At 67.4% G+C, this 15,922-nt stretch carries 21 protein-coding genes; 9 read left to right on the plus strand and 12 right to left on the minus strand.

The genetic code is table 11. The annotated features are described in order from the left end of the window. Positions 1 to 45: 45 nt before the first annotated feature. A complete protein-coding gene (locus LVJ59_RS07260; protein WP_047520707.1) occupies positions 46 to 675 on the minus strand; it encodes a histidine phosphatase family protein in 630 nt (209 codons plus the stop codon). A gap of 1 nt (position 676) precedes the next feature. Further along, positions 677 to 1,051: a DUF5684 domain-containing protein gene (locus tag LVJ59_RS07265; RefSeq protein ID WP_047520706.1), complete on the minus strand. Its 375-nt coding sequence runs from the start codon at positions 1,049 to 1,051 to the stop codon at positions 677 to 679. A 143-nt stretch (positions 1,052 to 1,194) separates the two neighbouring features. Here LVJ59_RS07265 and aspS point away from each other — a divergent pair, with 143 nt between their 5' ends. Continuing rightward, complete coding sequence (gene aspS / locus LVJ59_RS07270; RefSeq protein ID WP_047520704.1) at positions 1,195 to 2,976, plus strand: aspartate--tRNA ligase; 1,782 nt, start codon at positions 1,195 to 1,197, stop codon at positions 2,974 to 2,976. Between the two features lie 76 nt (positions 2,977 to 3,052). Here aspS and LVJ59_RS07275 read toward each other — a convergent pair whose 3' ends face one another. Then, positions 3,053 to 3,880, minus strand: a complete 828-nt coding sequence (locus tag LVJ59_RS07275; RefSeq protein ID WP_131491767.1) for a TSUP family transporter — start codon at positions 3,878 to 3,880, stop codon at positions 3,053 to 3,055. A 65-nt stretch (positions 3,881 to 3,945) separates the two neighbouring features. On the opposite strand from LVJ59_RS07275, the gene LVJ59_RS07280 reads away from it, so the two are divergent. The 6 genes from LVJ59_RS07280 to LVJ59_RS07305 all read left to right on the plus strand — a co-directional run bounded on the left by LVJ59_RS07280 (position 3,946) and on the right by LVJ59_RS07305 (position 8,817). After that, positions 3,946 to 4,461, plus strand: coding sequence for a GNAT family N-acetyltransferase (locus LVJ59_RS07280; RefSeq protein ID WP_131491766.1), 516 nt, complete (start codon positions 3,946 to 3,948; stop codon positions 4,459 to 4,461). Positions 4,462 to 4,595: 134 nt separating this feature from the next. Further along, positions 4,596 to 5,735 (plus strand): ABC transporter substrate-binding protein, encoded by a 1,140-nt coding sequence (locus LVJ59_RS07285; RefSeq protein WP_232762519.1) that lies wholly within the window; start codon positions 4,596 to 4,598, stop codon positions 5,733 to 5,735. After that, positions 5,732 to 6,670 (plus strand): ABC transporter permease subunit, encoded by a 939-nt coding sequence (locus LVJ59_RS07290; RefSeq protein WP_232762520.1) that lies wholly within the window; start codon positions 5,732 to 5,734, stop codon positions 6,668 to 6,670. Before LVJ59_RS07285 ends, LVJ59_RS07290 begins: the two co-directional genes overlap by 4 nt. Then, on the plus strand, positions 6,667 to 7,461 hold the full coding sequence (locus LVJ59_RS07295) for an ABC transporter permease (RefSeq protein WP_232762521.1): 795 nt from the start codon (positions 6,667 to 6,669) through the stop codon (positions 7,459 to 7,461). Before LVJ59_RS07290 ends, LVJ59_RS07295 begins: the two co-directional genes overlap by 4 nt. After that, complete coding sequence (locus LVJ59_RS07300) at positions 7,458 to 8,549, plus strand: ABC transporter ATP-binding protein (protein ID WP_232762522.1); 1,092 nt, start codon at positions 7,458 to 7,460, stop codon at positions 8,547 to 8,549. Before LVJ59_RS07295 ends, LVJ59_RS07300 begins: the two co-directional genes overlap by 4 nt. 88 nt (positions 8,550 to 8,637) lie before the next feature. Next, positions 8,638 to 8,817: a YegP family protein gene (locus tag LVJ59_RS07305; RefSeq protein ID WP_153243598.1), complete on the plus strand. Its 180-nt coding sequence runs from the start codon at positions 8,638 to 8,640 to the stop codon at positions 8,815 to 8,817. A gap of 143 nt (positions 8,818 to 8,960) precedes the next feature. Here the strand turns inward: LVJ59_RS07305 and LVJ59_RS07310 are convergent, their stop codons facing one another. The 9 genes from LVJ59_RS07310 to LVJ59_RS07350 all read right to left on the minus strand — a co-directional run bounded on the left by LVJ59_RS07310 (position 8,961) and on the right by LVJ59_RS07350 (position 13,690). After that, positions 8,961 to 9,716 (minus strand): amino acid ABC transporter ATP-binding protein, encoded by a 756-nt coding sequence (locus LVJ59_RS07310; RefSeq protein ID WP_047523409.1) that lies wholly within the window; start codon positions 9,714 to 9,716, stop codon positions 8,961 to 8,963. After that, on the minus strand, positions 9,713 to 10,510 hold the full coding sequence (locus LVJ59_RS07315) for an amino acid ABC transporter permease (protein WP_232762523.1): 798 nt from the start codon (positions 10,508 to 10,510) through the stop codon (positions 9,713 to 9,715). The genes LVJ59_RS07310 and LVJ59_RS07315 overlap by 4 nt, the downstream gene beginning before the upstream one ends. A 34-nt stretch (positions 10,511 to 10,544) precedes the next feature. After that, complete coding sequence (locus LVJ59_RS07320; protein ID WP_131491759.1) at positions 10,545 to 11,363, minus strand: basic amino acid ABC transporter substrate-binding protein; 819 nt, start codon at positions 11,361 to 11,363, stop codon at positions 10,545 to 10,547. Positions 11,364 to 11,537: 174 nt separating this feature from the next. Further along, entirely contained in the window at positions 11,538 to 11,840 is a 303-nt protein-coding gene (locus LVJ59_RS07325) for a Dabb family protein (protein ID WP_047520573.1), read from the minus strand. Then, the gene (locus tag LVJ59_RS07330; protein WP_232762524.1) at positions 11,837 to 12,133 is read right to left on the minus strand and encodes a glutaredoxin family protein; all 297 of its coding nucleotides are present in this window, start codon (positions 12,131 to 12,133) and stop codon (positions 11,837 to 11,839) included. Before LVJ59_RS07330 ends, LVJ59_RS07325 begins: the two co-directional genes overlap by 4 nt. Then, positions 12,130 to 12,432, minus strand: coding sequence for a rhodanese-like domain-containing protein (locus LVJ59_RS07335; protein ID WP_047520569.1), 303 nt, complete (start codon positions 12,430 to 12,432; stop codon positions 12,130 to 12,132). The genes LVJ59_RS07330 and LVJ59_RS07335 overlap by 4 nt, the downstream gene beginning before the upstream one ends. A gap of 78 nt (positions 12,433 to 12,510) precedes the next feature. Further along, on the minus strand, positions 12,511 to 12,609 hold the full coding sequence (locus tag LVJ59_RS07340) for a 30S ribosomal protein bS22 (protein WP_003792170.1): 99 nt from the start codon (positions 12,607 to 12,609) through the stop codon (positions 12,511 to 12,513). Positions 12,610 to 12,732: 123 nt separating this feature from the next. After that, positions 12,733 to 12,924, minus strand: a complete 192-nt coding sequence (locus tag LVJ59_RS07345; RefSeq protein ID WP_047520567.1) for a helix-turn-helix domain-containing protein — start codon at positions 12,922 to 12,924, stop codon at positions 12,733 to 12,735. 349 nt (positions 12,925 to 13,273) lie between these two features. Beyond that, positions 13,274 to 13,690 (minus strand): helix-turn-helix transcriptional regulator, encoded by a 417-nt coding sequence (locus LVJ59_RS07350; RefSeq protein WP_134353029.1) that lies wholly within the window; start codon positions 13,688 to 13,690, stop codon positions 13,274 to 13,276. Between the two features lie 106 nt (positions 13,691 to 13,796). Between LVJ59_RS07350 and LVJ59_RS07355 the strand changes: the two genes are divergently transcribed. Both LVJ59_RS07355 and LVJ59_RS07360 read left to right on the plus strand, forming a co-directional pair. Beyond that, on the plus strand, positions 13,797 to 15,227 hold the full coding sequence (locus tag LVJ59_RS07355; protein WP_232762525.1) for a TrkH family potassium uptake protein: 1,431 nt from the start codon (positions 13,797 to 13,799) through the stop codon (positions 15,225 to 15,227). Then, positions 15,220 to 15,891: a TrkA family potassium uptake protein gene (locus tag LVJ59_RS07360; protein WP_047520565.1), complete on the plus strand. Its 672-nt coding sequence runs from the start codon at positions 15,220 to 15,222 to the stop codon at positions 15,889 to 15,891. Before LVJ59_RS07355 ends, LVJ59_RS07360 begins: the two co-directional genes overlap by 8 nt. The last annotated feature ends 31 nt before the right edge of the window (positions 15,892 to 15,922 follow it).

Below are 15,922 nucleotides of genomic sequence, written 5' to 3' on the forward strand. Positions count from 1 at the left end.
GCATCTGTCACCGAAAGGGAGCCGGTTGCGCGATTCGAACGGGGGTCAGACGGCTCCGACATCCACGGCGCCGCCGGTCGCGGCCGGCTCGGCGTAGGCGACTTCGCGCCAGACATCACCGACGCGTTCGAATGAGGTGACGCTCGACAGGGCGCAGCGTCGGGTGCGCGGGTCATGACGCAGGGGCAGACCCGCGACGCGGAGGTGCGTGATCCAGATCGGCGCCTGATGGGACACCATCACGACGTCTCCGTCGGCCGCCTCATCCCAGGCCTCGTCCATGACGCCGAGCATCCGCTCCGCGATGGAGGAATACGGTTCGCCCCAGCTCGGCAGCGCGGGTTGGCGCAGGTGCCACCAGTTCAGCGGGTTCATGAGGGAACGACGCATCTGCGTGCCCTCGAAGACGTTGGTCGGCTCGATGAGGCGGATGTCGATCTCCGGCACGAGATCGAAGCCCTCGGCGAACGGCTCAGCGGACTCCTGCGCACGCTCCAACGGTGAGGAGTACAGCGCGGAGACCGGCCGACCCGACTCCGCGACGTGCTCGGCAGCGGCCGCCGCCATCCCCCGGCCCGCCGTGCTCAGGTGGTAATCGGGCAGCCGCCCGTAGAGCACGCGGGCCGGATTGTGCACCTCGCCGTGTCGGACGAGGTGCAACCGGGACGCCGTCATGTCACGCCTTGCTGTAGCGCGAATCCCCGAAGCCGAGGATCAGGTACCCGATGTACGGGAAGAGGAAAAGCAGGAAGAACGAGAAGGCCCCGCCCTTGCCGAAGCGTGCGCCGAGCTTGAACGCCACGATGATCGCGAGGACCAGGTTCGCGATCGGGATCAGGTAGAGCAGCGCGAACCACCCGGACATGCCGGCGATCTTCACCAGGAAGATGAGGTTCACGATCGGGATGATCGCGAGGATCCCGGGGTATCCGGCCTTCGTGAACACCTTCCAGAGTCCGACGGCGACGAGGATGTAGAAGACGAGCGCGATCAGCCCCGTGGTGCCGGAGAAGATCGATGCGTAGAGATCGGAGATGCCGTTGTTGTCCACGGTGCTCCCTTTCTGTGTAAGAGCTGTGTCGTGGCGATCCTACTGATCCGGCGGCTCCGGCGCCGCTGACGGGGCCGGAGACGTGCCGACCACCCCCGTAGAATGGGCGCGTTCCCCATTTCCCAGATCAGAAGGAATACTCCGTGCTTCGCACCCACTCGGCAGGCTCTCTGCGAGCCGAGCACATCGGTCAGACCGTCACCCTCACGGGTTGGGTCGATCGCCGTCGTGACCACGGAGGAGTCGCTTTCATCGATCTGCGGGATGCCTCGGGCATCGCCCAGGTCGTCATCCGCGACGAGGAGATCGCGCACCCGCTGCGCAACGAGTTCGTCCTGAAGGTCACCGGGGAGGTGTCGCTGCGCCCCGAGGGCAACGCGAACCCGAACCTGCCGACCGGTGAGATCGAGCTCATCGCGACCGAGGTCGAGGTGCTCAACGAGTCCGCTGCGCTGCCCTTCCAGGTGTCGACGGCGCTCGCCGACACCGAGACGGTCGGAGAAGAGGCGCGCCTCAAGTACCGCTACCTCGACCTGCGTCGTCCCGGACAGGCCGCGAACCTGCGCCTGCGTTCCGACGTCTACAAGGCGATCCGCGATGTGCTGCACGCCGAGGACTTCACCGAGGTCGAGACGCCGACCCTCACGCGTTCGACGCCCGAAGGTGCCCGCGACTTCCTGGTGCCCGCGCGACTGAGCCCCGGCAGCTGGTACGCCCTGCCGCAGTCGCCGCAGCTGTTCAAGCAGCTGCTGATGGTCGGCGGTGTCGAGAAGTACTTCCAGATCGCACGCTGCTACCGCGACGAGGACTTCCGCGCCGACCGCCAGCCCGAGTTCACGCAGCTCGACATCGAGATGAGCTTCGTCGACCAGGAAGACGTCATCGCCCTGATGGAGTCGCTCATCGTCGCGATGTGGGCGACGATCGGCGTCGAGGTCGCGACCCCGCTGCCGCGCATGACGTACGCCGATGCCATGGCGAAGTACGGTTCCGACAAGCCCGACCTGCGCTTCGGCCTCGAACTCGTCGACGCGACCGAGTACTTCGCGGACACCCCGTTCCGCGTCTTCCAGGCCGAGTACGTCGGCGCCGTGCGGATGCCCGGCGGCGCGAGCCAGCCGCGCAAGCAGCTCGACGCGTGGCAGGACTGGGCGAAACAGCGTGGAGCCCGTGGTCTCGCGTACGTGCTGTTCAACGAGGACGGGACGCTCGGCGGCCCCGCGGCGAAGAACCTGTCCGAGTCGGAACAGGCCGGACTCGCAGAGCTCGTGGGTGCGGAGACCGGCGACTGCGTGTTCTTCGCCGCCGGTTCCACCAAGGAGAGCCGCGCCCTGCTCGGTGCCGCACGCGTCGAGATCGGTCGTCGCCTCGGCTACCTGAGCCCGGACGAGTTCGCCTTCACCTGGGTCGTCGACGCCCCGATGTTCGAGCCCGCCGCAGATGCCGTGGCCTCGGGCGACGTCGCTGTGGGCGCCGGGGCATGGACCGCCGTGCACCACGCGTTCACGGGCCCGAAGCCGGAGTTCGAGGACACCTTCGACACCGACCCCGGTTCTGCTCTCGCCTACGCCTACGACATCGTGTGCAACGGATCCGAGCTCGGCGGCGGGTCGATCCGCATCCACCGCGAAGACGTGCAGAAGCGCGTGTTCGAGGTCATGGGCATCAGCGACGAGCAGGCTGACGAGCAGTTCGGCTTCCTGCTCGACGCGTTCAAGTTCGGCGCCCCGCCGCACGGCGGAATCGCGCTCGGCATGGACCGCGTGCTGCAGCACCTCACCAAGACCGAGTCGATCCGCGAAGTCATCGCGTTCCCGAAGTCCGGCAACGGCTTCGACCCGCTGACCGCCGCACCGGCACCGATCACCGCGGCGCAGCGCGCCGAGGCCGGCGTCGACTTCGAGCCGGAGGACGACGAGGCCTGACCCCGCCGTTACCGCGACGCGCGCCCGGGTCGCACGAGATCTTCGGATTCGTGCGACCCGGGCGCTTTTTCGTTGCTCAGCCGAGGAGCGCGAGCGCGGGCACGATGTTCTCGTTCCACACGTCGACGCCGAGCTTCGCGATCAGGGCGACCACGACCGCCAGGAACACCACGCGGATGAAGGTCGTGCCGCGGGAGATGGCCATGCGCGAGCCCAGGTAGCTGCCCGCGACGTTCGCCACGGCGAGGATGCCGCCCAGCAACCACAGCACCGCGCCGTGCGGGATGAACAGCATCAGGGCACCCGCGTTCGTGGCCAGGTTCACGATCTTCGCCTTGGCGCTCGCCTGCAGGAAGTCGTAGCCGAGCAGCGCGACGAGAGTGATCACGAGGAAGGTACCGGTGCCGGGACCGATCATCCCGTCGTAGAAGCCGATCCCGAGGCCGGCGGCACCCGCCATGATGTGATGCTTGTGCCCGTGGAAACGCAGTTGGGTCGCCGCGCCCATCTGGGGACGGAATGCGGTGAACAGCGCCACCACGAGCAGGGCGATCACGATGATGGGCTTGAACGCGGCGGGCGGAAGCACGGTCGCCACGGCCGCGCCACCGAACGAGCCGACGAAGGCGATCGCCGCCATGGGCAGGGCCGTGCGTATGTCGGGCTTCGCGCGGCGGTAGTAGGTGACGCTACTGGTCGCGGTGCCGAAGACCGAGGCGAGCTTGTTCGTCGCGAGGGCCTGCACCGGCGAGATGCCGGGGATCAGCAGGAGCGCGGGGAGCTGCAGCAGACCTCCCCCACCGACGACCGCGTCGATCCAGCCGGCGCAGAAAGCGGCGATGACGACGAGCAGCAGTATGCCCCACGTGAGTTGCTCCAGTCCGAGCACAGCGCCGATATCCACCTGGCCATGATTCCAGAGAGTCGGCGGTGCTCCGGCATCCGGCCGGGCGCTGGCAGACTGGTGGCATGCTCGATGCCCTCCCGCTGCCGCACTCATTCGATTCGCGCAGGGGCACCGCGCTCCTGCGCCGGGCGACCGTGGACGACACGGATGCCGTGATCGCTCTCCTCGCCGACGATCCGATCAGCGCCGCGCGCGGTGACGTGGCTTCCGACGAGGACCGTCCCGCGTACACACGGGGGCTCGTCGAGATCCTGACCGAGCCGTCGAACGACCTCCTCGTGGTCGAGCTGGACGGCGACGTCGTCGGCACGCTGCAGCTCACCTCGATCCCGGGGATGGCGCGTCGGGGCGCGCGGCGACTGCTCGTCGAGGCAGTGCGCGTGCGGAGCAGTCTGCGCTCGTCGGGCATCGGCTCCACCGTGATGCGCTGGGTGGGAGAGGTCGCTGCCCCCGCCCTGGGCGCGACGATGGTGCAGCTCACCTCCGATGCCGCCCGTACCGACGCGCACCGCTTCTACGAGCGACTGGGCTACGTCGGCTCGCACCGCGGCTTCAAGTACAGCGTCCCGCAGGTCTGAGGCCCGCGGCCCTGTTCGGCCACCCTCTCGCCACCGACCGTTCACCCGCACCGCGACGGTCGGCAACCTGCGCCTCATAGTGTCCTCTCGCAACCCGAACCCGGCTCACAGCGCCGGACACCGAGAGGACACTCATGGCCCGCATCACCCGCCGCGCGCGCATCGGCGCCGGCATCGCCCTGGCCACCACGGCCGCACTCGCACTCACCGCCTGCTCCGGCGCAGCGGACGCGACCGGTGGTGGCAGCTCCGATGTCGACGCCGCCACCGCGACCTCGGTCACCGACTTCGGCACCTTCGCCGACCTCGAAGCCGCAGCCAAGGCCGAGGGCTCCCTCAACGTCATCGCCCTTCCGCGCGACTGGGCGAACTACGGCGAGATCCTCGATCTGTTCGCCGAGAAGTATCCGGAGATCACGATCAATGAGACCTCGCCCGACGTCTCCAGCGCGGAGGAGATCCAGGCCGCGGAGACCAACAAGGGTCTCGACACCGCCCCGGACGTGTTCGACCTCGGCCTGACGGTCGCGCTCCAGAACACCGACACGTTCGCGCCGTACAAGGTGCAGACCTGGGACGACATCCCCGAGGAGCTGAAGGAGCCCAGCGGCCTCTTCGTCGGCGACTACGGCGGGTACATGTCGATCGGCTACGACTCGTCGAAGTTCGATGCTCCCGCCGAGCTCTCCGACCTGCTCTCGTCCGACTACAAGGGTGCTGTGGCGATCAACGGCGACCCGACGCAGGCCGGTGCCGCCTTCGCCGCCGTGGGCCTGGCGACCGTGCAGTCCGACGGCACGCTCGACGACTTCCAGCCGGGCATCGACTTCTTCTCCGAGCTTCAGCAGGCGGGCAACCTGCTCAAGGTCGACGTCACTACCGCGACCATCGTGAGCGGCGAGACCCCGGTCGTGTTCGACTGGGACTACCTGAACGCCTCGCACTCGGCCGACAACGAGGACTGGAAGGTCGTCGTCCTCGACGGCACAGGCTACGCCGGCTACTACAACCAGGCCATCAACGTCGACGCCCCGCACCCCGCTGCAGCCCGTCTGTGGCAGGAGTTCCTCTACAGCGACGAGGTCCAGAACCTGTGGCTGAAGGGCGGCGCCCGTCCGGTGCGCATGGAGGCCATGACCGACGCGGGCACGATCGACGCCGACCTCGCTGCTGCGCTCCCGGAGGCCCCGGAGACGACCGTGGTCCCGAGCGAGGAACAGTCCACGAACGCCGGCACGCTTCTCGGCGAGAAGTGGGCCGCGGCGGTCCAGTGACGACCCTCACCGCAACGGGGGCGGATGCCACGGCATCCGCCCCCGCTCCTACCGCCGGGTTCTCGCCCCACGCGAGGGCCCGGCGGTCCGCTCCGTCCTTCGCCTGGCTCGGGCTCATCCCCTTCGCCGCCTACGTCGTGCTGTTCCTGGCCGTTCCCACCGTGCTCGCGGTCGGTTCCGGCTTCTTCACGAAGGACGGCGCGTTCACCTGGTCGAACATCGCGGCCCTCGCCGACCCCGTCGTATTGAACACGTTCGCGAACTCCGCCGGACTCTCGCTCCTCACCGCCCTGGTCGGCGCCGTCGTCGGTGCGCTCGTCTGCTACGCGCTGCTCGGCATGGATCCCGAGAGCCGCAGCCGTTCCGCCGTAGATGCCGCGGCCGGAGTGCTCGCCCAGTTCGGTGGCGTCATGCTGGCCTTCGCCTTCATCGCGACCATCGGCATCCAGGGCGTCGTCACCGTCTTCCTGAGGGACTCGCTCGGCATCGACATCTTCGCGAACGGCACCTGGCTCTACGAGCTGCCGGGTTTGATCCTCCCCTACTTCTTCTTCCAGATCCCCTTGATGGTCATCACCTTCATGCCCGCCCTCGCTGCCCTCAAGCCACAGTGGGCGGAGGCGAATCTCACCCTCGGCGGCACCCGTGCGAGCTTCTGGATGCGCATCGGCCTCCCCGTGCTCGCACCCTCGTTCCTCGCCAGCCTGCTGCTGCTGTTCGCGAACGCGTTCTCGTCCTATGCCACGGCCGCCGCCCTCGCGAGCCAGGGGGCGCAGATCGTGCCGCTCCAGATCCGTACCGCTCTCACGAGCGAGACCGTGCTCGGGCGGGAGAACCTCGCCGGCGCCCTCGCGCTCGGCATGATCGTGGTGGTCGGCATCGTGATGGGCCTGTACTCCTTCGTGCAGCGACGCGCGGCGAGGTGGCAGTCGTGAACCGGCTCGGTCCGTCCCGCACCACCCGCTGGGTCATCGGCATCGTCGTCGGTGTGTTCTTCGCCGTCCCGCTGGTCTCGACGTTCCTCTTCACGCTGCGCGATCCCGAGGGCGGTCTGTCGTTCGCTCGCTGGATCGCGCTGTTCGATCCCGCGGCAGCCGCCACCCTCAAGCCGATCTGGACGGGACTCGGCGACTCAATGATCCTCGCCGTCGTCACCGTGGCTATCGTGCTGCTCCTGCTGGCACCGACCATGATCCTGGTGAACCTGCGCTTCCCGAAACTCCGACCGGCGTTCGAGTTCGCGGTGCTCCTCCCGATCTCGATTCCCGCGATCGTGCTGGTCGTCGGTCTCGCGCCGATCTACCTGCAGATCGGACGCACGCTCGGCACCGGCACGTGGACGCTGGCCTTCGCATACGGCATCACCGTGCTGCCGTTCGCCTTCCGCTCGATCCAGGCTTCGATCGATGCCGCCGACCTGCGCACACTCGCCGAGGCCGCACGCTCGCTCGGAGCGAGTTGGCCGGTCGTCGTGCTCAAGGTGCTCGCTCCGAACCTCCGCCAGGGGCTCCTGGCGGCTTCGCTGATCTCGATCGCCGTGGTGCTCGGCGAGTTCACGATCGCCTCCCTCCTCAACCGCCAGGTGTTCCAGACCGCGATGGTCGTGGTGAACAAACAGGATCCGTACGCGCCGGCCATCTTCACCCTGCTCGCGCTGGCGTTCGTGTTCCTCCTGCTCCTCCTGATCGGCCGTGTCGCCCGCGGCCCACGAAAGGCCCGCTCATGACCGTCGACCATGCCCTGCCTCGCACCAAGGACAACCTGCTGCTCGCCCGTGCCGGGGAGGGCACGCGCGTCGAGCTCCAGGGGATCGTGAAGAGCTACGCCGGCACGCGGGTCCTGCACGGTGTGGACCTCGACATCGCACCCGGGGAGTTCGTCTCGCTGCTCGGTCCCTCGGGGTGCGGCAAGACGACGCTGCTCCGAGTGCTCGCAGGCCTCGAAGGAGCCGACGCCGGCGCCGTGCTGCTCGGCGGTGGGGACGTGTCGCGCATACCGACGAACAAGCGCGACATCGGCATGGTCTTCCAGTCGTACTCGCTCTTCCCCCACCTGCGGGTCGCCGACAACACCGCCTTCGGACTGCGGCGGCGGGGCATCGGCAGGGCGGAGGCGGAGAAGCGCTCACTCGACGCGCTCGCGCTGGTCGGTTTGCGTGACTTGGCCGACAGGTTCCCGCATCAGCTCTCGGGCGGTCAGCAGCAACGGGTGGCCCTCGCGCGAGCGCTGGTGACCGAGCCCAAGGTGCTGCTGCTCGATGAGCCGCTCTCCGCGCTCGATGCGAAGGTGCGGGTGCAGCTGCGCGACGAGATCCGCCGCATCCAGTTGCGCCTCGGTATCACGACCGTCTTCGTCACGCACGACCAGGAGGAGGCGCTCGCCGTCTCCGACCGGATCGCGGTGATGAACGCCGGACGGATCGAACAGATCGGTTCGCCGGAGCAGCTGTACACGCTGCCCTCCACGGCGGGGGTCGCGGCCTTCGTGGGACTTTCGAGCGTCGTCTCGGGCGTGGCGGAGGGCGACCATGTGCTGGTGTGGGGACAGCGCCTCCCCCTGCAGTCGCCGGCGGATGGCCAGGTCGATGTCTATCTTCGGCCGGAGAACGTGTACTTCGCGTCGGAGGCCGACTCGTCGACCGACGCCCTGGTCGAGGAGAGCACCTTCCTGGGAAGCATGCGCCGTACCCTGGTCCGCACCGAGTCGGGCGAGCTCGTGCGTGTGCAGCACGCCCCCGGGATCCATCCTTCGTTCGGCGACCGCGTGCGCATCGCGGTCGCTCCCGAACCCGTCGCGGTTCATCCCCGCGGCTGACCACGCGCTCTTCCCCGGATCTGCGTCGACCGCTAGCGTGAGGCGCGAGGGGGCGGGGTGCCCTCATCCGAGAGAGAAAGGACTCCTCATGGCAGGCAAGTTCGAGCTGTACACCGACAAGTCCGGCGAGCACCGCTTCCGCCTCAAGGCCGGCAACGGCGAGGTCATCGCGATCAGCGAGGGCTACTCATCGAAGTCCGCTGCCCTTAACGGCATCGAGTCCGTCCGGCGGAACGCCCCCGACGCCGAGGTCGTCGAAGTCGACTGATCTCGCGTCCGACTGAGCTCGACGCCCCCGTTCAGCGTCGAGACCCCCGGTGGCAGACGTCTGTCACCGGGGGTGCCGACGCGCAGACGGGGTCTCGACGCGCAGACGGGGTGCCCACGCGCGGACGCGGACGGGGCACCGAGTCAGAGCACGCGCGAGAGGAAGTCCTTCGTGCGCGGGTGCTGCGGGTTGCTGAGAACCTCGCGCGGGTCGCCCTCTTCGACGATGTGTCCACCGTCCATGAAGATGAGGCGTGACCCGACCTCGCGCGCGAAGCCCATCTCGTGCGTGACGACGAGCATCGTCATCCCCTCGTCCGCCAGCGAGCGCATGACCTGCAGCACCTCGCCGACCAGTTCGGGGTCCAGCGCCGACGTCGGCTCGTCGAAGAGCATCATGTCGGGGTTCATGCACAGGGCACGCGCGATCGCCACGCGCTGCTGCTGTCCTCCCGACAGGTGTCCTGGGAAGGCATCCGCTTTCTCGGAGAGCCCCACTCGCTCGAGCATCGCGTGTGCGACCTGCTCGGCCTCCTTCTTGGAGCGCTTCTTCACCCGCTGCTGAGCGATGGTGAGGTTGCCGAGCACATCGAGGTGCGGGAACAGGTTGAAGCTCTGGAACACCATGCCGATCCGCGTGCGCACCCGGTCGATATCGACGTCGGGATCGGTGATGTCGATCCCCTCGATCAGCACCTTGCCGTCAGTCGGTTCCTCGAGCAGGTTCACCGAGCGCAGCAGCGTCGACTTCCCCGAGCCCGAGGGCCCGATCACGCAGACCACCTCGCCCTTGGTGACGGTGAGGTCGATGCCCTTGAGCACCTCGTTGTCGCCGAAGGATTTCACGAGCCCCTGCACGTCGATTGCGGGGGCATGGACATCGATCAGGTCGGTGATCATCGCTGCCTCGCCATCCGTCGTTCCAGCCACGCACTGAAGCGCGTGAGCGGGATCGTCACGATCAGGTACAGGATCGCCGCCATGATCAGCGGCGTTCCGTTCGCGTTCTGCGTGCTCGCGTCGCGGGCGAAGTTCGTGAGCTCCTTCGACCAGATGAAGGATCCTGCCACGAACAGGAGCGAGGTGTCCTTCAACAGCAGGACGAACTCGTTGGTCAGCGGCGGGATGATGATCCGGAAACCCTGGGGCACGACGATCCAGAAGGTCGTCTTCATCGGCGACATGCCCAGCGAACGCGCCGCCTCCGTCTGCCCCTTCGGAACCGCCTGGATACCGGCGCGGATCGTCTCGGCCATGTAGGCCGAAGCGACCAGGATCAGACCGATGAGTCCGAGGACCACCGGTCCGCCGAGCTTCGTCGCCGGTACGCCGAGTCCGATGGGGAGGATGAACGCGATCGCGAAGATCGTGAGGATCGCGGGAAGTCCGCGGAACAACTCGATCCAGCACGTCGCGATCCAGCGGAACGGACCGATTGCGGACAACTTCATCAACGCCAGCACGACGCCGAGCAGCAGACCGCCGATGAAGGCCACCGCGGTGAACCACAGGGTGTTCACGAGTGCCGTGGTGATGATGCCCGGGAGCATCTTCACCGCGACCTCGGGGTTGAAGTAGAGGTTCGCGATCCGGGCCCAGTCGGTGCTGACGATCACCCAGACGGCGATCGCGATCAGCACCGCATAGACGGTGTACCGGTACAGCTTGCTTTTCGTGGTGCGCCTCAACGCCATCGTCAAGGTCCTCTCGACCGACTCGCCTGCAGACTCAGTTGGCCGTGAAGTACTGGTCGTAGATCTTCTGGTACTCGCCGCTGTCGCGGAGGTCCGCCAGTGCTCCGTTCACCGCGTCGAGCAGCGCGTCCTTCTCGCCCTTCGCGAAAGCGAAGCCGTACGACTCGTCGGTCTCGTAGGTCTCGACGATCTTGTAGTTCGAGTCAGCCTTCTCGTGCTCGAGGTTCACCGGCTGGTCCTGCAGGATGGCCTCGATCTGTCCGGCCTGCATGGCCGGCCACAGCTCACCGTCGGACGGATACTGCACGAGCTCTGCCTCAGGCGCGTTCTCGCCCGCATAGGCTTCGCCGGTCGTCCCCTGCTGCACGCCGACGTTCTTCCCGGCGAGGTCGTCGATGGACTCGATGCCCGAATCCGTGCGCACCAGGAGCGACTGCAGCGAGTCGTAGTAGGGGTCGGAGAAGTCGATGTTGGCCTTGCGCTCGTCGGTGATCGTCATGGCGGATGCCCCGACGTCGCACTGCCCGGCAGCGAGGGTGGTCCCGGACTGGAGCGCGTCGAAGCCCACGTCCTGTACAGAGAGCTCCAGGTCGAGCTGTGCGGCGATCGCGCCGAGCAGGTCGATGTCGAAGCCGGAATAGCCGGTCTCCGAGTTCGGGTCCTCGAACTCGAACGGCGGGTAGGGGATGTCCGAGCAGACGGTGAGCGTACCCGCCTCGATCAAGCCGTAGTCGTCACCCGCAGCCGGCTCACCACCGCTGCCTGCGTCGGAGGATCCCGTCGCGCAGCCGGCGAGCGCGAGGGTGGCGGTCGCCGCGAGGGCGAGACCGGCGATGAGGTTACGACGAGGCATGTCGGCTCCTGTGAGTCGAGGGCGAATGTGACGCCCGGTGACGGGTAGGAGAACATCTAAACATGCGGTCGGTCGCGTGACCAATGGCATCGGCGTCGCCGCATATCACGTTTGTGTTGCGAGACCGCCGGGAAGACGGACGAAATCGAGTTCCTCGTGACCCGCGACGGAGTGTCAGACCTCGAAGTCGACGGCGACGCGCGATGCCACGACTGAGCGGATGTACGTGACGACCTCTTCGTGCGCGGGGTGCACCTGGTACTCCTCGATCGCCTCCACCGAGTCGAAGTCCGCGACCAGCGTCACGTCCCAGTTCGCCTCCGGGTACGCCATGTTGGCTCCGGCGGAGATCGAGAGGAGCTGCGGCACCACACCGTCGAGCGCGTTCAGGCGGCGCGCGGCTTCCTTCGCCTGCTCGGCACGCACGGTGGCGTCTTCGGCGGCGAGCTTCCAAGTCACGACATGGCGGATGGTCACAGGGCTTCCTTCGACTCGGACTTCACATCGCTGCGGACGGCTGTCTCCAGCGCTTCCCGCAGACGGTCCGGCGTCACGCGCCAGTGCGCATGCAACTCGCCGTCGATTAACAGGACCGGGATCTTCTCCCACCACAGCTCGTACAGGGCGGGGTCGTCGTTGATCGATGCCTCGACGATCTCGATCTGCTCCGCCGCCGCGTCCGGCAGTTCGGCGACGACGGCGTCGATCACCTCAGAAGCCACCTCGCACAGATGGCAGTCGGGCTTGCGGATCAGGGTCAGCGTGGTCACGCCGACGGCACCTCGACGGCACGTCCCTGCGAGATCCATTCACCGGTGCCACCCTCGACGTTCGTCGCGTCGTACCCGCGGGACTCCAGCGCCTCGACGACCCGCGCCGAACGGCCGCCGGCCTGGCAGATCACGTCGAACGCCTCCGACGGCAACTCCTCGAGCCGGTTGCCGATCTCGGACATCGGGATGTTGACCGCACCGGGCACGTGGCCTGCGGCGAACTCGTCCACCTCCCGGACATCGATGAGCGGGACACCGGAGCGCTCGGCGAGTTCGGTGACGGTGATCGACTTCATGACATCCTCTCGGCGGTGCAGATCTGTGGGCAGAGACACAAAGCGCCCGTCCGAAGACAGGCGCTCGTGTCTGGTCGCTTACTTCTTGTTGCGACGCTGGTGGCGAGTCTTACGAAGCAGCTTGCGGTGCTTCTTCTTCGCCATGCGCTTGCGGCGCTTCTTGATGACAGAACCCACGGAAACCTCACTAAGTCAGGGGCTGGGTGTCCCCGAAATCGGACACCCGAGTATGGGCACGGAAAAATGCCTCGGATCAGTCTAGCAAACCCGACGGCGTGCGCCGTGCGGCCTCGTGTCGACTCACCCGACGTCGGCGATGGGGCGCTGCAGCGCGTCGGCCACGGCCGACTCCGGTACGCGGTAGCTCCGGCCGAAGCGGACGGCTGGCAGTTCCCCGGCGTGCACCAGCCGATACACGGTCATCTTGGACACGCGCATGATTTCGGCGACCTCGGCCACCGTGAGGAATCGGACGTCTGGAACCTCGGGCATCCCACGTACCCCTTTCTCGATGTGCACACTCTATGGGGTAGCTGGGACACCTGTAAACCCGTGTGACTCATGTGATCAGTGGGGCATCGGCGGGATCCACCGCCAGGAACTCGCGCGGGCCCCCGACCTCCGCTCCCGCCGTCCAGCCGAGACATAGGCGTCGCTCGCCTTTCGCTCAGCCGCGACTGCCACTGTCAGTGCAGGACTCGCGCCGGCACCGCGCCGAGTCCTCGCGGATCTGGGGATCCGCGGATCGCCCCTGACGACATGCCCCCCGGCCGTCAGGGGCGAGGCGTTTCCGGGCGCGCCCCACGAGCGGCCACACCGGGACGCGAACCGTCGACGGGGTTCAGCCGCCGAACCGCTTGAGCGCCGAGGTGACGGCGTGCTTGGCGGATGCCGCGGCGCGCCCGACGACCTCCGCGGCATGTGCCGCACTGTCGGGAAGCGGGCCACCGGGGTAGTCGATGTCCGGGGCCGCGTCGCCGTACGCGTCGACCAGGAACGGGACGAGCCAGTCATCGACGACTTCGAGCGGTTCGACCGCGAGGCTGTAGAACCGGCGCTGTCCGTCTTCGCGCACGGACACCAGCTCGGCATCGCGAAGAACCTTGAGGTGCTTCGAGACGGTGGGCTGGCTGATGCCCAGATCGGCGACGATCTGGCTGACACTCGTGCCGGTCTCCCCTTCGGACATGTGCCGCAGCAGGAGCTGGAGGATGTCGCGCCTCGTACCGTCTGCGATCACGTCGAAGATGTCCGTCATGTGATCAGGGTAGTCGGCTCCGGCACGGAGTACCATGACGGAGGCTCGGCTGACCGGCGCCGTGCGACCGTGGGGCGCGTCCGAGAGAGAAGATGAGGGGGCAGCGATGTCGGGCATCGTTTCGGCGTCGTCCCCAGGACAGGGTCTGTCGGGAATCGCCGGCCGTGCGAGGCAGATCCTCACCTCCTCACCCTCCCGTTTCGCGATCGTCGTCTTCGCGCTCCTGATCCTCGTGTTCACGGTTCTCCTGTCGCTACCGATCGCGTCCGCCAGCGGCACCGTCACCCCGCTGAGCGACGCCCTCTTCACGGCCATGTCGACGATCTGCGTCACCGGCCTGTCGACCGTGGACATGGCGAACCACTGGTCGCCGTTCGGGCACGTCGTCGTCTTCCTCGGCGTGAACATCGGCGGTATCGGCGTCCTCACCCTCGCGTCCCTCATGGGGATGCTCATCTCGAAGCGCTTGGGGCTGCGGGCCAAACTGCTGGCGGCCGGCGACACGAACCCTCTGCGCGCGCACGGGGGCGTGGTGAACGAGAGCCAGACCGTGCGCCTGGGCGAGGTCGGCCAGCTGCTCACGACCGTCGCGGTATCGGCCCTCATCATCGAGGCCACGCTCGCCGTTCTGCTCTACCCCGCCCTCGTGATGGCGGAGGTCAACCCCATCGCGGCGCTCTGGGAGGCCCCGTACTTCGCGGCCATGGCCTTCACCAACACCGGCTTCGCCCCGAACGACGGCGGTGTGGCCGTGTTCGGCGACGACTACCTCGTGCTCTCTCTCCTCATGGTGGGCGTGTTCCTCGGCAGCATCGGCTTCCCCGTCATCTACTCGCTCGCCAAGCACGTCTGGCACGTCAAGCGCTGGTCACTGCACACGAAACTCACCCTCGTCACCACGGTGCTCCTGTTCATCCTGGGTGCGGCCGTCTTCGTCGTCCTGGAGTTCGACAACCCGAAGACGTTCGGGTCGATGGATGCCGCCGACACGACGTTCCAGGCCTTCTTCCTCTCGGCGATGACCCGATCCGGCGGCTTCAATGTGATCGAGATGGACGATCTGAACGGCTCCTCCCTGCTCGCGGCCAGCATGCTGATGTTCGTCGGGGGCGGCTCGGCGTCGACGGCGGGCGGCATCAAAGTCACCACCCTGGCCGTCCTCGCGATCGCCGTGTGGTCGGAGGCGAAGGGGCGTCAGTCCGTCGAGGCCTTCGGGCGGCGCATCCCGAGCGACGTGCAACGCGTGGCCCTCAGCGTCGTCGCGTGGGGGGCGACCATCGTCGCGCTGTCGACCATCGTGATCGCCCAGCTCACCAAGGAGGAGATCAGCCACGTCCTGTTCGATGTGATCTCGGCCTTCGGCACCGTCGGGCTGTCGACGGGGCTCACCGCGGATCTGCCCGATTCAGCCTCCTACGTCATGGCCGCGACCATCTTCATGGGGCGCGTTGGTACAGTGACTCTCGCCGCGGCGGTCGCCGCGACATCGCGAACGCAGTACTACTCACTGCCCGTGGAAAGGCCGATCGTTGGTTGAAGTCCTCCGGGGCGACGCTCCCGTCCTCGTCATCGGTCTCGGCCGCTTCGGCGCCGCCTGCGCCGGAGAGCTCGACCGTCTCGACCGCGAGGTGCTCGCGATCGACGACAACCTCGAACTCGTGCAGAAGTGGTCCGACCGCGTCACGCACACCGTGCAGGCCGACGCGAAGAACATCGATGCGCTCCGCCAGATCGGTGCGCAGGACTTCCAGGTCGCGGTCGTCGCCGTCGGCTCCTCGATCGAGGCGTCCGTGCTGATCACGGCCAACCTCGTCGACCTCAAGGTGCCGCAGATCTGGGCCAAGGCCGTGTCCCAGTCCCACGGCAAGATCCTGGCCCGTGTCGGCGCGAACCACGTCATCTACCCGGAGCGCGAGGCCGGCGAGCGCGTGGCGCACCTGGTGAGCGGACGGATGCTCGACTTCATCCGCTTCGATGACGACTTCGTGCTCGCCAAGATGTACCCGCCGAAGTTCATCCGCGGCGTCGGCCTGAACGAGTCGGGCGTCCGCTCGAAGTACAAGGTCACCGTCGTCGGGGTGAAGAGCCCGGGCAAGCCGTTCCGCTACGCCGAGGCGAACACGATCGTCACCAACCACGACCTCATCATCGTGTCGGGCACCAACAGCGACATCGAGCGTTTCGCTGCACTCGACCGCTGACGACGGGACCCACCCCGGTTCCACGACTCCC

This window comes from Microbacterium sp. KKR3/1 (assembly GCF_021272365.1).
GTDB classification, from domain to species: Bacteria; Actinomycetota; Actinomycetes; order Actinomycetales; family Microbacteriaceae; genus Microbacterium; species Microbacterium aurugineum.

What these genes read in the sequence shown, in the direction of transcription:
- LVJ59_RS07260 (WP_047520707.1), bottom strand. Translation starts at nt 675, where the DNA reads ATGACGGCGTCCCGGTTGCACCTCGTCCGACACGGCGAGGTGCACAAT.
- LVJ59_RS07280 (WP_131491766.1), top strand. Translation starts at nt 3,946, where the DNA reads ATGCTCGATGCCCTCCCGCTGCCGCACTCATTCGATTCGCGCAGGGGC.
- LVJ59_RS07285 (WP_232762519.1), top strand. Translation starts at nt 4,596, where the DNA reads ATGGCCCGCATCACCCGCCGCGCGCGCATCGGCGCCGGCATCGCCCTG.
- LVJ59_RS07300 (WP_232762522.1), top strand. Translation starts at nt 7,458, where the DNA reads ATGACCGTCGACCATGCCCTGCCTCGCACCAAGGACAACCTGCTGCTC.
- LVJ59_RS07305 (WP_153243598.1), top strand. Translation starts at nt 8,638, where the DNA reads ATGGCAGGCAAGTTCGAGCTGTACACCGACAAGTCCGGCGAGCACCGC.
- LVJ59_RS07310 (WP_047523409.1), bottom strand. Translation starts at nt 9,716, where the DNA reads ATGATCACCGACCTGATCGATGTCCATGCCCCCGCAATCGACGTGCAG.
- LVJ59_RS07315 (WP_232762523.1), bottom strand. Translation starts at nt 10,510, where the DNA reads ATGGCGTTGAGGCGCACCACGAAAAGCAAGCTGTACCGGTACACCGTC.
- LVJ59_RS07320 (WP_131491759.1), bottom strand. Translation starts at nt 11,363, where the DNA reads ATGCCTCGTCGTAACCTCATCGCCGGTCTCGCCCTCGCGGCGACCGCC.
- LVJ59_RS07335 (WP_047520569.1), bottom strand. Translation starts at nt 12,432, where the DNA reads ATGAAGTCGATCACCGTCACCGAACTCGCCGAGCGCTCCGGTGTCCCG.
- LVJ59_RS07345 (WP_047520567.1), bottom strand. Translation starts at nt 12,924, where the DNA reads ATGCCCGAGGTTCCAGACGTCCGATTCCTCACGGTGGCCGAGGTCGCC.
- LVJ59_RS07350 (WP_134353029.1), bottom strand. Translation starts at nt 13,690, where the DNA reads ATGACGGACATCTTCGACGTGATCGCAGACGGTACGAGGCGCGACATC.
- LVJ59_RS07355 (WP_232762525.1), top strand. Translation starts at nt 13,797, where the DNA reads ATGTCGGGCATCGTTTCGGCGTCGTCCCCAGGACAGGGTCTGTCGGGA.